Source organism: Methylophilus sp. E2MeOHC9 (assembly GCF_058744375.1).
Genome location: NZ_CP196024.1, coordinates 1,638,632 through 1,654,359 on the forward strand (window position 1 = coordinate 1,638,632; position 15,728 = coordinate 1,654,359).

Genomic DNA, 15,728 nt, shown 5'->3' on the forward strand with positions numbered 1-15,728 from the left:
ACAGGAGACCGCTATGTTTGGTTATTCGATGGCAGAAATAGGCAATATTGTGGTGATGCAGGGCTTTTCGGGCCTGAGCATGTTTACAGTGTTGCTACTGATGGCACTAGGTCTCGCGATTATTTTCGGGCAGATGGGTGTGATTAACATGGCGCATGGCGAGTTCATGACCATAGGTGCTTACACCACCGTCATGCTTTCAAAAGTGGCTGCTACTTACGGGTTTACTAACTACTACTTTATATTCGCCATTGCGATCGCCTTCGTGTTGGCATTCGCCGTCGGCTACTTCATTGAATTCATCATGATCCGGCATCTTTACAAGCGGCCACTGGATACGCTGCTGGCGACCTGGGGTTTGAGCCTGGTCATGCAGCAGATCTTCCGTTCCTCATTTGGCGCAAAAGAAGTAAGTGCCGAATTGCCAGAGTGGATGCTGGGTTCAGTGAATCCAACACCGGATATTGATATTCCAATCAACGGTTTGTTCGTGATGGTGCTGGCAGCGCTGGTGACTTTCGGTGTGTATATGTTTATGTATAAATCCCGCTGGGGCCTAAGAGTGCGTGCCACCGTGCAAAACCGCACCATGGCTGGCGCAGTAGGCATCAATACCGCCAAAGTTGACCGTGTCACATTTGCACTTGGTTGCGGCATCGCTGGTATCGCAGGCGCAGCATTTACCACAATTGCTTCCACTGGCCCGACCACAGGTACCTTGTACATCGTCGACAGCTTTATGGTGGTGGTGTTTGGCGGCGCAGCGAGCATCGTCGGTACGATTGCCTCTGCCTTCGGTATCGCCCAGGCACAATCTATCCTGCAATTCTTTATGACCAGCTCTATGGGTAAGGTGTCTACCTTGCTCGTCATCGTCACCATCCTGATGATGAAACCAGAGGGCTTGTTTGCCTCCAAACTGCGTAAGTAATTAAGGGTATAGGACTGTTTAATCAATGAGCGAGCGGGAGTCAGCACAAGGCGCACGGCGCACAGAAACCGCAATGTACACAAAGTACATGAGGATTTCGAGCACCGCGCAACGCAGTGATGGCCCCGCGCAGCCATTGAGTAAAAGTTCTATAAGTAAGAAGACGTATTAAGTGTTTAACCCTGCCGCAATAGAATCAACGCATCAACAGAGGAGAAATCTTGATGACAATATGGGAAAAAATCAAAGCCAGCCCGTTAGTGGGTGGTAAGGAAGGTGCGATCAGCCTGGCTGTACTGGCTGCCATCATCTTCGTTGTACTGCCACTGGGTGTAGATATCTTCCGCCTGAATTTAATCGGTAAATACCTGACTTACGCGTTTGTCGCTGTCGGCCTGGTCATGCTGTGGGGCCACGGTGGTATCCTGAGTTTAGGCCAGGGTATCTTCTTCGGTCTCGGTGGTTATGCGATGGCGATGTTCCTGAAACTGGAGGCTTCTGATCCGCTCAGCACTAAAATCCAGTCTACCCCTGGTATTCCTGACTTTATGGACTGGAACCAGTTGACTGCCTTGCCATGGTTCTGGGAGCCGTTCAAGAGCTTGCCGTTCACCATCTTTGCAGTGCTGACCATTCCGGCATTGTTTGCCTATATCATCGGTTACGCCATGTTCAAGCGTCGTGTGGGCGGGGTGTATTTCTCCATCATTACCCAAGCCGTGGCACTGATTTTAAGCATCCTGATTGTCGGTCAGCAAGGCTATACCGGTGGTGTGAACGGGATGACTGACTTGCGCACCATGCTGGGCTGGGATATCCGTAGTGATTCTGCCAAATACATCCTGTACTTTGTGAATGGCCTGTTGTTGTTCGGTGCGATCTTCCTGTCCAAATACATCATGAGCAGCAAGTTCGGCATGCTGCTGCTGGCGATGCGTGATAAAGAAGAGCGCGTACGTTTCTCCGGTTACGACGTCTCCAATTTCAAGATCTTTATCTTCTGCCTGGCTGCCATGATGTCTGCTGTCGGTGGTGCCATGTTCACCCTGCAAGTCGGTTTTATGTCACCTTCCTTCGTCGGTATCGTGCCATCGATTGAAATGGTGATCTTCTGTGCGGTCGGTGGACGAGCTTCACTGGTTGGCGCTGTATACGGCACCTTGCTGGTCAATTACGGTAAAACCGTGTTCTCCGAAACTTACCCCGAGATGTGGCTTTTCCTGATGGGCGGGCTGTTCATCGCAGTGGTGATGTTCTTCCCAAGCGGGTTGGCAGGTATCTGGGATAAATACGCGACCAAATATGGCTGGTTCAAAGACAAAGCGCCAGCTGTAAAAAAGCCTGAGGTAAGTACTTCTGAGGTAGAAGCACAAGCAGTACTTACCGATACACCCACTGACACAACCCTGGCCACTGAATCTACCGATGTGGCCACCAAGAAAGCACCACGCAAGAAAGCAGATAGCACTTCTGCAATCGAAAGTAATAAATTGAGAGGAGCAGAAGCATGAGTAATACAGACTTCGTCTTGGCTGTAGAAGATTTAACCGTCTCCTTCGATGGCTTTAAAGCGGTGGATAAACTCACCATGTATATCGATAAAAACGAATTGCGTGTACTGGTAGGCCCCAACGGCGCGGGTAAAACCACCGTGCTGGACCTGATCTGCGGTAAAACCAAATCCACTGCGGGTTCGATCAAGTTTAATAATATCGAGTTGACCAAGCTCTCAGAGCACGAAATCGTACGTTCGGGCGTAGGCCGAAAATTCCAGAACCCGTCTATCTATGAAAACCTGACCGTATACCAGAACCTGGAAGTGTCTTACCCCAAAGGTCGTGGTGTGTTTGGCAGCCTGACATTCAAACGTACACAGGAAGTGGAAGACCAGGTACGCCGGGTGGCTGCCGATATCATGCTGACAGAATTCCTGGATATGGAATCTGCCTTGCTCAGCCATGGCCAGAAGCAATGGCTGGAAATCGGCATGCTGCTGATGCAGGAACCTGAATTGCTGATGCTGGATGAGCCGGTGGCGGGCATGAGCGCCAAGGAACGCGACCAGACGGCTGAACTGCTCAACCGCATTTGCCAGAACCGGTCAGTGATCGTGATCGAGCATGATATGGAGTTCGTGAAGAAAATCGCGCACAAAGTCACGGTATTGCACCAGGGCAAGATCCTCGCCGAAGGGCCGATGGAAAAAGTGCAGGCAGATGAAAAAGTCATTGAAGTTTATTTAGGTCATTAATTGAATTGGGCCAGCAGAGGAGCACAGCATGTTTGAAATTGAGAATTTGCAGGTGAGTTATGGCCAAAGCCAGGTGATACACGGCCTGAATTTTAAAGCCAACAAAAATGAAACCCTTGCCATCATGGGCCGCAACGGCATGGGTAAAACCACGCTGTTTAAATCCCTGATGGGCATTTTGCCGAGCAAAGCCAGCAAAGCCACTGTGGATGGCGTGGATCTGCAAGGTTCGGCCACGCATGATCGCGTGATGAAAGGCCTGGCCTATGTGCCGCAAGGCCGCTGGATTTTCCCTAACATGACGGTGCAGGAAAATATCGAAACCGGGCTGGAAAAATCGGCCACTCGCGAGATTCCCGATGATATTTTTGCCTTGTTCCCGGTATTGCATGAAATGCGCAAACGTAAGGGCGGTAACCTGTCTGGCGGTCAGCAGCAACAGCTGGCGATCGCGCGTGCGCTGGTGACCAACCCTAAAGTGTTATTGCTGGACGAACCGACCGAAGGCATACAGCCATCCATTATTAAAGACATTGCCAAAGTGCTGAACGAAATCCGCAAAATGCGCGAGATCACGATTATCGTTTCCGAACAGGTGCTGAGTTTTACCATGGAAGTGGCAGATCGTATTATCGTGATCGATAAGGGCCGCTTTATTCACGAAGACACCCGCGACAATGTCGATGCCGCCAAGGTGAAAAGTTATCTGTCTGTGTAGATTCTGGATTGTGTTAGCCACAGAGCGCCCAGCGTGTTCAAATGTTCGCTTTATTTTCACTGCGTGCACTGTGGCAAGTATTAAAAACAAAATCTTGATTTAGCTGTGGCATGATGCCGTTATGGATGATTTAAAGCCTGCGATTTCATCGCCACCTATACAAAGTACTGCCGCAAAACACTGGCAAGCGAGGCTAGAACTTGGCTTTGCCAGGCGTGATGCCCGCTCTTACCTGGCGCATAGGCTACATCACGGCCCGCTGGTCGTGCAGAAGAGCCTGCATCCTGAAGGGGAAGGGATCTGTCATGCAGTGGTGGTACATCCGCCAGGTGGTGTAGCAGGCGGCGACGCATTGCATTTGCAGGTGAATGTTGAGACCGGTGCGCGCGCCCTGTTAACCACGCCAGGCGCGGGTAAATGGTATAAGGCAAACGGCACCAAGGCGACACAAACCTTGCAGTTCCAGCTGGCTGAGGGCAGTGGCCTGGAATGGTTGCCGCAAGAGAATATTTTGTTTAATGCCGCAGAAGTCGGTTTTTCTGCCGAGATTGCATTGGCCGCAGATGCAACCTTGGCTGCCTGGGATATCGTCTGCCTGGGACGTCAGGCGCAACAGGAAGTCTGGCAGCGCGGCCTGTATCAGCTAAACCAGCGCATCACACGCAATGGCCAACTGATCTGGAACGAGCGGGCACGTATGCAGGCAGAGGATCTGGTCAAGGCCAGTCGCGTTGGTCTGGGCGATGCGGCAGTATTCGGCACATTTCTGGTGTGCGCTGGTGCGGTACCTGCCGAGGTGTTGCAAGCCTGTCGCGACATTGTGGTATCGGATGCCAAAACCGGCATCACGGCGTTGCCGGAAGTATTATGCATACGCTATGTCGGTCATGCCTCACAGCAAGCCAGGCAATACTTTGAGCAGTGCTGGCAGATATTGCGGCCATGGTATTATCAAAAAGACGCCATCAGGCCACGTATCTGGAATACCTGACTTGCCGCAGAAATTGACATAGAGAATCAGCCAACTGGAACACACCGTTTATGGAACTCACCCCAAGAGAAAAAGATAAGTTATTGATTTTTACTGCCTCGCTATTAGCCGAGCGACGCAAGGCACGTGGTTTAAAGCTGAATTATCCTGAAGCGGTGGCTTATATTTCAGCCGCGATCATGGAAGGGGCACGAGATGGTAAAACGGTGGCAGAACTCATGAGTTATGGCACCACCTTGCTGGCACGTGATGAAGTGATGGAGGGTGTGCCGGAGATGATCCCGGACATACAGATTGAAGCTACCTTTCCGGATGGGACCAAGTTAGTCACCGTCCACCACCCCATTCCATGAGTCATTGAATGATGAAAATGGCGAATTGCGGCGTTGCGCGGTGCTCGAAATCCTCATGTACTGCATGTACATTCCGGTTTCTGTGCTCCGGGCGCCTTGCACTTCATCCATTTTGATCATTAACTGATCTCATGGAATATATAGGCATGGCACTGCAAGCGTGGATGGCGGTGTTGCATATCCTTGCCGTACTGTGTGTACTGTCTGCGGATATGCGCCTTGCCCTCCGCGCTTACAACACCATGCCTGGCTCGCCTAAGTTAAAAACGACTATGATTAAAAACGATACAAAAAACGACTGGAGTAACCCATGATTCCCGGCGAAATGCAGGTCGCAGCAGGCGACATCGAATTAAATACAGGGCGTGAAACAGTGACGCTGGATGTGGCTAACAAAGGCGACAGACCTATCCAGGTCGGTTCACATTATCATTTTTATGAGACCAACGAAGCGTTAGCGTTTGACCGCGCATTGGCTTACGGCGCTCGCCTGAATATCGCTGCCGGGACTGCGGTGCGCTTTGAGCCTGGCCAAACCCGTACCGTGCAACTGGTCAAACTGGTCGGCAAACGCGAGGTGTATGGTTTTGCTGGCAAAGTCATGGGCGCACTGAAGTAGTGTTGCAATACAGTAAGAGTGAAGGATAAGTAATGACAGTCAAAATGGATAAACGCGCCTACGCAGAAATGTTTGGCCCAACTGTCGGCGACAAGGTGCGGTTGGCGGATACCGAGTTGTGGGTAGAGGTAGAAAAAGACTTCACCATTTATGGCGAAGAAGTGAAGTTTGGCGGTGGCAAGGTGATCCGTGATGGCATGGGGCAAGGGCAGGGCCTGGCGGCTGAAGTGGCCGATACCGTGATCACCAATGCATTGATTATTGATCACTGGGGCATCGTCAAAGCTGATATCGGCATCAAGGGCGGCTATATTTCAGCCATCGGTAAAGCCGGTAACCCTGATATCCAGCCCGGCGTAACGATTGCGATTGGTGCCGGTACTGAAGTGATTGCCGGTGAAGGCATGATCATCACTGCCGGGGGCATTGATACGCATATCCATTTTATCTGCCCGCAACAGATTGAAGAAGCGCTGATGTCTGGCGTCACCACCATGATAGGTGGCGGCACAGGGCCAGCGACCGGCACTTTTGCCACTACTTGTACACCGGGGCCGTGGCATATCCATCGCATGCTGCAAGCCGCAGATGCTTTTCCCATGAACCTGGGCTTTCTAGGCAAGGGCAATGCGAGCCTGCCTGAGCCTTTGCGTGAGCAGGTGCATGCGGGGGTGATTGGTTTGAAACTGCACGAGGACTGGGGCACGACTCCGGCCGCGATTGATAATTGCCTGAGCATTGCCGATGAAATGGATGTGCAGGTCGCTATCCACTCCGACACCCTGAATGAATCCGGTTTTGTGGAAACCACCATAGGTGCTTTTAAAGGACGCACCATTCATACTTTCCATACCGAAGGCGCGGGTGGTGGGCACGCACCGGATATCATCAAGGCAGCGGGCTACCCTAATGTGCTGCCTTCGTCGACCAATCCTACCCGGCCATTTACTGTGAACACCATAGACGAACACCTGGATATGCTGATGGTCTGCCACCACCTGGACCCGGCCATTGCCGAGGATATCGCGTTTGCTGAGAGTCGCATCCGCCGCGAAACGATTGCAGCGGAAGATATATTCCATGACCTGGGTGCGTTTTCCATGATGTCATCTGACTCGCAGGCCATGGGCCGTGTCGGCGAGGTGATTATCCGCACCTGGCAAACTGCGCATAAAATGAAGATCCAGCGCGGCCCGTTGGCGGAAGACGCACCGGGTAATGATAACTTCCGTATCAAGCGCTACATCGCCAAATACACCATCAACCCGGCCATTACGCATGGTGTCTCACATGTCGTGGGTTCGGTCGAAGTTGGCAAACTGGCTGACCTGGTGGTGTGGAAACCTGCATTCTTTGGCGTAAAGCCTTTTACCATTATCAAAGGCGGCATGATCGCCGCTGCGGCGATGGGGGACCCGAATGCTTCCATTCCGACACCGCAACCCGTACATTACCGCCCCATGTTCGGCGCCTATGGGGGCGGCCTGAAAACCGCAGTCACCTTTGTGTCACAAGCCGGGCTGGATAACCCTGAGCTGAAAACACTGGGCCTGCAAAAAACACTGGTGGCGGTCAAAGGCACCCGCGGTGTGAAAAAATCCGATATGGTGCATAACACCTGGATGCCCAAGATAGAGGTGGATCCGGAAACCTATGAAGTATTGGCCGATGGTATGCCTTTAATTTGTGAACCGGCGGAAGTATTGCCGATGGCACAACGTTATTTCCTGTTTTAATCATGATTCATTTAACTGAACGTATCACTGTCAGCGGCCGCATCGATGACACGCTGGAATTACCTTTTGACCTGCGGCAGAAAAGTCGCCTGCGCGTGACATTGGCCTCAGGCAATGAAGCAGCGCTGTTTTTAAGCCGTGGCATTATTCTGCGTGGTGGCGATCTGATCCAGTCTGCAGATGGCAAGCTGGTGGTGCAGATTTTGGCAGCACAAGAGCCGGTGTATAACGTGGTTGCGCCGACGCCACGCGACCTGATGCGGGCCGCTTATCACCTGGGTAACCGGCATGTGCCACTGCAAATCGGCGATGGCTGGCTACGGCTGGAGCAGGACTATGTGCTCAGGGATATGTTAGTGGGGTTGGGCATGCAAGTGAGTGAAGTGCAGGCGCCATTTGAACCAGAGGCGGGTGCTTATGGCGGTGGCCATAGACATGGTCATGATGAAGATAGCTTGCAATCTTTACGTCCACGCCTCAAAGGGCAGGGAAGCTAGATGGCCAATGCCCTTGCATTAAGCCGCTTGTTGCAATTGGCCAGCCCGATGTTGCCGGTAGGCGCCTATTGCTATTCGCAGGGGCTGGAATGGGCGATCGAGTCTGGCGAAGTGAAAGATGTGGCTTCGGCCCAAGCCTGGATAGGCGACAGTTTGCAGATATACCAGGCCCGCTTCGAGTTGCCGGTGTTGTACCGTTTATACCAGGCCTGGCAGGCAGGAGACCTGGCCGCAGTGCAGGAGTGGGACAGTTTTTACCAGGCCGGGCGCGATACCGCAGAAGGTTGGGCAGAAACACGGCAGATGGGTTACTCCCTGCGTCGTTTGCTGAATGACCTCAAACCCATGTCAGAAACACTGGTGGCGCAGGTCAACACATTAGAGTCACCTGCTTTTCCCACCTTATATGCCGCCATTGCCCAGCACTGGCAGATTCCGCCTGAACAGGCTTTGCATGGCTATGTCTGGGGCTGGCTGGAAAATCAGGCCAGCGCGGCCATGAAAACAGTGCCTTTAGGGCAAGTGGCCGGACAAACGATTTTATTGGCCATGGGTGAACAATTGCCGCAAGTGGTAATGAGCGCCATGGCTTTAGCAGACGATGCCATGAGTAATTTCAACCCCTTACTCAGCATTGCCGGTTGCCAACATGAAACACAATACAGCAGGTTATTCAGATCATGAAAATACATACCCAGTTTGAGACACCCACCCCGGCCGTGACCGATTTTAAAGAGCCGTTACGCGTTGGTATCGGTGGCCCGGTCGGCTCCGGTAAAACGGCACTGACACTCGCGTTGTGCCAGCGTTTACGCGAGGTATACAACATCGCAGTCGTCACCAACGATATCTACACCAAGGAAGACGCCGAATTCCTGACCCGCAATGAGGCATTGTCGCCTGAGCGTATTATCGGCGTGGAAACCGGCGGTTGTCCGCATACCGCGATCCGTGAAGATGCTTCTATGAACTTGGAGGCAGTCGCGCAATTGAGCAAACGTTTCCAGACACTGGATATCGTGTTTGTGGAAAGTGGCGGTGACAACCTGGCGGCGACGTTTAGTCCGGAATTATCAGACCTGACCATTTATGTGATTGATGTGGCGGCTGGCGAGAAAATCCCGCGCAAAGGCGGCCCTGGCATCACCAAGTCAGACTTGCTGGTGATCAACAAGATAGACCTGGCACCTATGGTCGGCGCCTCGCTGGAAGTGATGGCCCAGGATGCCAAACGCATGCGTGGCGAAAAGCCGTTTATTTTCAGCAACCTGAAGAGTGGCCAGGGCTTGGAGGAGATAGTCACCTTCATCGAAAAACAAGGCCTCATGTTATAAAAATGCGCGCTACACGTCCGTGGCGGCGTTGTGTCGGCTTGCCGTACTAGAGTGTACTGTCTGCGCCGACACGCCTTGCCACAAACGCGCAGCGCGCATTTTTGAGCGGCAGAAATCAGCCTGCTTGAGGGTCGAGGTTTGCAGAAAATTAGATAGTCTTAAATGAAGTGATCTAAGTTAAATAACTATTGGTAATTGAACGTTGTGGGAGAAGATTCTATGAAAAAAACTATTCTTTTGGGTATCGCGGCTAGCCTGGTTTCGGGCATGGCCTGGGCGCATCCGGGGCACGATCTGCAGGCAGGGTTTGCGAGCGGGTTCTTGCATCCGCTGACTGGCTGGGATCATTTGCTGGTGATGTTGTCACTGGGGATTTGGGCAGCGCGGCGTCCAGTGCAACAAGGCTGGCAATTGCCGGTATTGTTTGTCAGCGTGATGGCCGTGTTTGCGGCGCTTGCCATGGTTTGGCTGCCGATGTCACTGGCTGAAATGCTGGTTGCTGCCAGCGTGCTGGTGATGGGTGGCTTGCTGATAGGCAAAGGCCGTTTTGCCAGATGGTTGCGATTGGCAGTGGTGGCATTGCTTGCGGCGGCACATGGTTATGTGCATGGCATAGAGCTAGGCCAAAGCTGGAATGCCTTAGGCGGCATGGTGTTGGCGACTGCTGGCTTGCATGGGCTGGGTTGGCTGCTGGGCCGCCAGCAGCAACCATGGTTGAAAGGGATGACCAGGCTGCTGGGTGCGGTGATGATGGCATTGGGTACTTATTGGCTGCTCGCCTAATCAAGATATCTCAGGCAATACAATCTGGGTTTTAAAAGCGGATCATGCTGGTCCGCTTTTTTATTGTGTTGATCTAAATGTAAAGCCCTGTCAGTATTCTTGCCTTGGCCGCCTGCGTCAATTAACGTAGTGATTGATTTGCCTGCCCGTTTTAATATAGCCTTGGGCAGCGCTATGGCCTGGCGCCATGCCATTGTTGTTACTGTGTCCTGAATACCTGTCCTCTTTTAAAGGGTTTTTGATTGACCATACCGTCTGCCGGAATATCCGCTGAAATCACTGCCGAACCGATACAGCGTATCGTCAAGATCCGTCGCGACTATAACAATTGGGTAGCCAACGAAACAATTGAGGATTATGCGCTGCGTTACACGCCACGCGCTTTCCGCAAATGGTCCATTTTACGCGTCTCCAATACTGCACTGGGCGCGATCTCGTTTTTGGTACTCGAGGCGATAGGCGGCACGATCACCATTAATTATGGATTCCCCAATGCCTTATGGGCGATTCTGGCTGTGGGCGCGATTATTTTCCTGACCGGCCTGCCTATCAGCTATTACGCTGCCAAGTACGGGCTGGATATGGACTTGCTGACCCGGGGTGCCGGGTTTGGCTATATAGGCTCGACGATATCGTCGTTTATTTACGCCTCCTTTACTTTTATCCTGTTTTCGCTGGAAGCGGCGATCATGGGCTATGCGCTCGAACTCTATTTTCATTTGCCGCTATACCTGGGTTACCTGGTCAGTGCGCTGATCGTGATTCCGCTGGTGACGCATGGCGTGACGCTGATCAGCCGCATACAGATGATTACGCAACCGATCTGGATTGCGCTGATGTTTCTGCCTTTTTTCGCGATTCTGCGTGCGGATCCCGATGTGTTGCACAGGTTGAGTGATTTTGCCGGGACATCCGCCAATGGCGGGCATTTCAACTGGTTGATGTTTGGCGCGGCCACCGCTGTGGGTGTGGCGCTGATCCCACAAGTTGGCGAACAAGTCGACTTTTTACGCTTTATGCCAGCGCGCACCAAGGAAAATTACTGGCGCTGGAATATAGGCGTATTGATGGCGGGCCCCGGTTGGGTGATTCTCGGCATGCTCAAAATGCTGGCTGGCGCTTTGCTGGCCTACCTGGTATTTACGCGCGATATGCCCATCAGTTCTGCGGTCAACCCGACGCATATGTATCTGGTTGGTTTTGAGCATGTGTTCAGCAATCACGAAATCGCATTGGCGATCACGGCTTTGTTTGTCTGTGTGTCGCAAATCAAGGTCAATATGACCAATGCCTACGCCGGCTCACTGGCGTGGTCGAATTTCTTCGCCAGGCTCACGCATAGCCATCCTGGCCGGATTGTCTGGGTCGCCTTTAACGTGATGATCGCCATCGTGCTGATGGAGCTGAATGTGTTCCAGGCGCTGGAAGAGATCCTGGGCCTGTATGCCAATATCGCCATTGCCTGGATTGCCGCAGTGGTGGCAGATCTAGTGATTAACAAGCCACTTGGCCTCAGCCCGAAAGGGATAGAGTTCAGGCGCGCTTATCTCTATGACATTAACCCGGTCGGCGTCGGCGCCATGTTTATTGCATCGGCGATTTCGATTGCCGCTTACACTGGTGTCATGGGGGTGGTCGCGCAATCTTTTTCTACCTTTATTTCATTGTTCACCGCGATGCTGTTATCGCCGCTGATCGCCTGGTATACCAAAGGCAAGTATTACCTGGCCAGGCAACGCCCGGTCTACCTGCAACCCTCTGCGACCAAGCAGTGCGTGATCTGCGAGAGAGATTACGAAGTCAGCGATATGGCGCATTGCCCTGCTTATGGTGGTGCAATCTGTTCCTTATGTTGCTGTCTGGATGCCAGATGCCATGATGCCTGTAAGCCGCAGGCGCGGCTGAGTGCACAGTGGGAGGCCTTGAACCGGAAAATTCTGCCAGAGCGTTTTTGGCCACATCTCAACGGCGGCGTGGCGCACTTCCTGTTGCTGATGGTGATCGCCATGCTGTTGTTTGGGGCGACCATCAGTTTGATTTACCTGCATGATTCGCTGACCATTGGGCAGCAATATCCTGAACTGATGGCACGCTTCCGCTCTGGTTATCTTAAGGTATTTGTCGCATTGCTGTTTCTTGGCGGCATTGTGGCCTGGTGGCTGGTACTCACGTCTGCCAGCCGTCGTGTGGCGCAGGAAGAGTCCAACCGGCAAACCGGGCTGTTGTTGGAAGAAATTGAGTCACACAAGAAAACCGATACCCAGCTGCAAAAAGCCCGCCGGCTGGCAGAAGAGGCGAACCAGGCCAAGAGCCGTTATATCACCGGTATCAGCCATGAGTTACGCACGCCGCTTAACAGTATTCTGGGCTATGCCCAGTTGTTGACCAATGATGACAGTATCCCGGACCATCGCAAGCAGGCGATCAAAACCATCAGTCGTGGTGGTGAGCATTTGCTGTCACTGATAGAGAGTACGCTGGATATTGCGCGCATTGAAAGTGGCAAAATGGCATTTGATGTAAAGCCGCTGCACTTTCCTGAATTCATCACCCATATTGTCAGCATGTTTGAGATCCAGGCGCAAAACAAAGGCCTGACCTTCAATTTTGAACAGGTCGGCGTTTTGCCTGAATATGTGCGGGCAGACCATAAACGCCTGATGCAGATCCTCGTGAATATTCTTGGCAATGCGGTCAAATTTACCACTAAAGGCAGCGTGACTTTCCGTATCAGCTACGCACGCGAAATTGCGCAGATCGAGATCCAGGATACCGGCCCCGGCATTGCGCCGAATGAAGTTGAGAAGATCTTTGAGCCGTTTGAGCGCGGCAGTGCGGCCAATGTGGTCGGCATAGGCGGCACGGGTTTAGGCCTGACCATCAGCAAGCTGTTGACGCAACTGATGGGGGGCGAAATCCATTTTGACAGCGTGGTGGGCTATGGCACGCGCTTTGATATCCGCTTGTTTTTGCCACAAATCCGCGAAACTGCGCATTTATCCAAACAGGCGGTGCGGCAACGTACTGGCTATGAAGGCTCGCCCCGCACTATTCTGGTGGTGGATAATGAAGAGGTGGACAGGGAGTTGTTACGGGATACCTTGCAGCCGCTTGGATTTATCATCCATGAAGCGGCTAATGGTCAGGAATGTGTGAACCAGTACCAGGCAGTGAAGGCTGATTTGATACTGATGGATCTGGCCATGCCGGTGATGGATGGCTGGGAAGCAGCCTATATCATCCGCGAGGTGCATCATTCGCAGATTCCGATTGCGATTGTGTCTGCCAATGCCTATGACCGTAGCCTGGATAACCAGGCCAAGATCCCGGCACAGGATTTCTTTGTCAAACCTGTGAGTCTGGATGAAGTGCTGGATTGGGTGGGACACCGATTGGGTCTGACCTGGCGCTATGTCGATAGCAGTAAAGATAAACCAGCACCATTGGCAGCAAATGTTCCGGTTGCTATCACTCCCGTTGATGCACCCGCTATTCCTGAGGCATTGCTGGAGAACCTGATGCAGTTTGCCAAAGTAGGCTATGTCAAAGGCGCGCGCGAGGTGATGGCGACGCTGGCGCGGGAATACTCACATCACCAAACATTGATTAACGCACTGAATGCGGCCATGGAACGCTTTGATTTTGCTACACTGCAGCGCTTGATTGAGGATGCAAAATGACCAACCCAAATTATACCGTCCTGATTGTGGATGATGTGCCGGAAAACCTGGCCTATCTGCATGACGCCCTGGATGAATCGGGCTATCAGGTTTGTGTTGCCAATTCCGGCGAAATGGCCTTGCAGGTCGCCCACCTGGTGCAGCCGCACGTGATCCTGATGGATGCGATGATGCCAGGCCTGGATGGATTCGCCACGTGCAGGCGTATCAAGGCCACCGCTGAAACCCAGCATATCCCGGTGATTTTTATGACCGGCCTGACCGAGATTGAGCACGTGACCATGGCATTTGATGCTGGCGGTGTCGATTATGTCACCAAGCCAGTTCGCCCGGCAGAAGTGCTGGCACGCGTGAAAGCGCACGTGCAGAACGCCACCAAAATGCATCAGGCTACCTCGGCTTTAGATGCCTTTGGCCAGGCCACGATTGCCATTTTACCGGCTGATAAACGGCTGGTATGGCAAACGCCTTTGGCCAAACAATACCTGGAACAATATTTTGCCGAATGGGTAGCCAAAGAGGCCTATAGCGCAGTGCAAACCCTGCCGCCTATGATTTACCAATGGCTGGAAAGCTGTGTACAGCAATTCGCCGCTGGCCAGACCATGCAAACCTTGAGTGTAAATCAGGGTAATGCGCGGCTCAGCCTCACCGTGGCCAATACCAGTGAAGAGCAATGGGTGATCGTGTTGCGCGAGCATTCTGATGAGTTGCAGATCGAGTCATTGGGTAAAGTATTCCAGCTCACCAAGCGGGAATCGGAAGTGCTGTACTGGACGGTCAAAGGCAAAACCAATAGGGATGTCGGCGAGATTCTGGGCACCAGCCCGCGCACTATCAATAAACATCTTGAACATGTCTTCCAGAAACTGGGCGTTGAAACCAGGACCGCGGCGGCTTCGCTGGTGACTTCAAAAATCAAATTTTAACGGCATGACCTTTTGCCGCCAGTTCCTGCTTAATAAATTGGATAAGCAGCTTCACATTGGGTAATTGCCCAAGCTTCTGGGTGGTCATCGCGTTGAGCGGCGCACGCTCTGCTTCATAGCCGGTAAGCGCCGCCGCCAGTCTCCCCGCCTGCAAATCCTCAGCCACATCCAGCCGTGATTTGTAAGCGATGCCGTATCCGGCTAATGCCCATTGGCGAACAATCTCACCATCATTCGTGGCTTTGCTGCCAGACACTTTGACATGTATCACGTTGCCGTAATGTTCAAATCGCCATTGGTTGTGCACGGCGTTCTCCAGCATAAAACACAGGCATTCATGTTTGATCAACTCTTCAGGATGGGCTGGCACGCCATGCAGATCCCAGTATTCAGGGCTGGCGCAAATCACCCGCTGATTGCCGGGCATCAGGGAAGTGGCGAATAAATTTGAATCGTCGGGGACACCATAGCGTATCGCCATATCTACCGTTGATTGGTAGAGATGCGTGACTTTGTCGCTCACCAGTAGTTTGATTTCCAGCTTGGGATGCTGGTGCTGGAATTGATCTATTAGCTTTCTCAGTATGCCCCGGCCTAAATCCGATGGTGCGGAAATCGTCATGCGTCCACTGATTTCCCGTTGTTCCTGATGTAACACTTGCTGGCCTTCCCGCATGGTATCCAGCGTTGCTTTGGCAAATGGCAGGTAACGCTGGCCGGCCTCAGTCAGTGCCACATGGCGCGTAGAGCGTACCAGTAATTGTGTATCCAGGTGTTGCTCAAGGCGCTTTAACGCCAGGCTGGCGACAGCGGGGCTGATCTCCAGCACTTTGCTGGCAGCAGAAAATCCCTGATATTCACAGACAGTCACAAATACTTGTAAATCGTTTAGCGTGATCATTATTA

The 15,728-nt window shown here is 52.4% G+C and carries 16 protein-coding genes; 15 read left to right on the plus strand and 1 reads right to left on the minus strand.

Annotated elements, in window-relative coordinates:
• The first annotated feature begins 13 nt into the window (after window positions 1-13).
• The 15 genes from urtB (at window position 14) to ACSSVF_RS07955 (ending at window position 14,822) form a co-directional block, all read left to right on the plus strand.
• Entirely contained in the window at window positions 14-931 is a 918-nt protein-coding gene (gene urtB, locus ACSSVF_RS07885) for an urea ABC transporter permease subunit UrtB (RefSeq protein ID WP_379031659.1), read from the plus strand.
• Between the two features lie 224 nt (window positions 932-1,155).
• Entirely contained in the window at window positions 1,156-2,442 is a 1,287-nt protein-coding gene (gene urtC, locus ACSSVF_RS07890) for an urea ABC transporter permease subunit UrtC (RefSeq protein ID WP_492406329.1), read from the plus strand.
• Window positions 2,439-3,182 carry an urea ABC transporter ATP-binding protein UrtD gene (gene urtD / locus ACSSVF_RS07895; RefSeq protein WP_492402627.1) on the plus strand — a complete coding sequence of 248 codons (744 nt, stop codon included), beginning with the start codon at window positions 2,439-2,441 and terminating at the stop codon, window positions 3,180-3,182. Before urtC ends, urtD begins: the two co-directional genes overlap by 4 nt.
• Before the next feature lie 28 nt (window positions 3,183-3,210).
• Window positions 3,211-3,900, plus strand: a complete 690-nt coding sequence (gene urtE / locus ACSSVF_RS07900; protein ID WP_492402629.1) for an urea ABC transporter ATP-binding subunit UrtE — start codon at window positions 3,211-3,213, stop codon at window positions 3,898-3,900.
• A gap of 121 nt (window positions 3,901-4,021) precedes the next feature.
• Window positions 4,022-4,891: an urease accessory protein UreD gene (locus ACSSVF_RS07905; RefSeq protein WP_492402631.1), complete on the plus strand. Its 870-nt coding sequence runs from the start codon at window positions 4,022-4,024 to the stop codon at window positions 4,889-4,891.
• Between the two features lie 50 nt (window positions 4,892-4,941).
• Window positions 4,942-5,244, plus strand: a complete 303-nt coding sequence (ureA, locus tag ACSSVF_RS07910; protein ID WP_492402633.1) for an urease subunit gamma — start codon at window positions 4,942-4,944, stop codon at window positions 5,242-5,244.
• 146 nt (window positions 5,245-5,390) lie between these two features.
• Window positions 5,391-5,558 (plus strand): hypothetical protein, encoded by a 168-nt coding sequence (locus ACSSVF_RS07915; protein WP_492402635.1) that lies wholly within the window; start codon window positions 5,391-5,393, stop codon window positions 5,556-5,558.
• On the plus strand, window positions 5,555-5,863 hold the full coding sequence (locus tag ACSSVF_RS07920; protein WP_492402637.1) for an urease subunit beta: 309 nt from the start codon (window positions 5,555-5,557) through the stop codon (window positions 5,861-5,863). The genes ACSSVF_RS07915 and ACSSVF_RS07920 overlap by 4 nt, the downstream gene beginning before the upstream one ends.
• A gap of 32 nt (window positions 5,864-5,895) precedes the next feature.
• Window positions 5,896-7,599, plus strand: coding sequence for an urease subunit alpha (ureC, locus tag ACSSVF_RS07925; protein WP_492402639.1), 1,704 nt, complete (start codon window positions 5,896-5,898; stop codon window positions 7,597-7,599).
• 2 nt (window positions 7,600-7,601) lie between these two features.
• Window positions 7,602-8,096, plus strand: coding sequence for an urease accessory protein UreE (ureE, locus tag ACSSVF_RS07930; protein ID WP_492402641.1), 495 nt, complete (start codon window positions 7,602-7,604; stop codon window positions 8,094-8,096).
• Window positions 8,097-8,780, plus strand: coding sequence for an urease accessory protein UreF (locus ACSSVF_RS07935; RefSeq protein ID WP_492402643.1), 684 nt, complete (start codon window positions 8,097-8,099; stop codon window positions 8,778-8,780).
• Window positions 8,777-9,430 (plus strand): urease accessory protein UreG, encoded by a 654-nt coding sequence (gene ureG, locus ACSSVF_RS07940; RefSeq protein WP_492402645.1) that lies wholly within the window; start codon window positions 8,777-8,779, stop codon window positions 9,428-9,430. The genes ACSSVF_RS07935 and ureG overlap by 4 nt, the downstream gene beginning before the upstream one ends.
• A gap of 219 nt (window positions 9,431-9,649) precedes the next feature.
• A complete protein-coding gene (locus ACSSVF_RS07945; protein WP_492402646.1) occupies window positions 9,650-10,213 on the plus strand; it encodes a HupE/UreJ family protein in 564 nt (187 codons plus the stop codon).
• Between the two features lie 242 nt (window positions 10,214-10,455).
• A complete protein-coding gene (locus ACSSVF_RS07950; protein ID WP_492402648.1) occupies window positions 10,456-13,893 on the plus strand; it encodes an ATP-binding protein in 3,438 nt (1,145 codons plus the stop codon).
• Window positions 13,890-14,822: a response regulator gene (locus ACSSVF_RS07955; protein ID WP_492402650.1), complete on the plus strand. Its 933-nt coding sequence runs from the start codon at window positions 13,890-13,892 to the stop codon at window positions 14,820-14,822. Before ACSSVF_RS07950 ends, ACSSVF_RS07955 begins: the two co-directional genes overlap by 4 nt.
• On the opposite strand, the gene ACSSVF_RS07960 is transcribed toward ACSSVF_RS07955, so the two are convergent.
• Entirely contained in the window at window positions 14,812-15,723 is a 912-nt protein-coding gene (locus ACSSVF_RS07960; protein WP_492402652.1) for a LysR family transcriptional regulator, read from the minus strand. The genes ACSSVF_RS07955 and ACSSVF_RS07960 overlap by 11 nt on opposite strands.
• Window positions 15,724-15,728 lie beyond the last annotated feature (5 nt).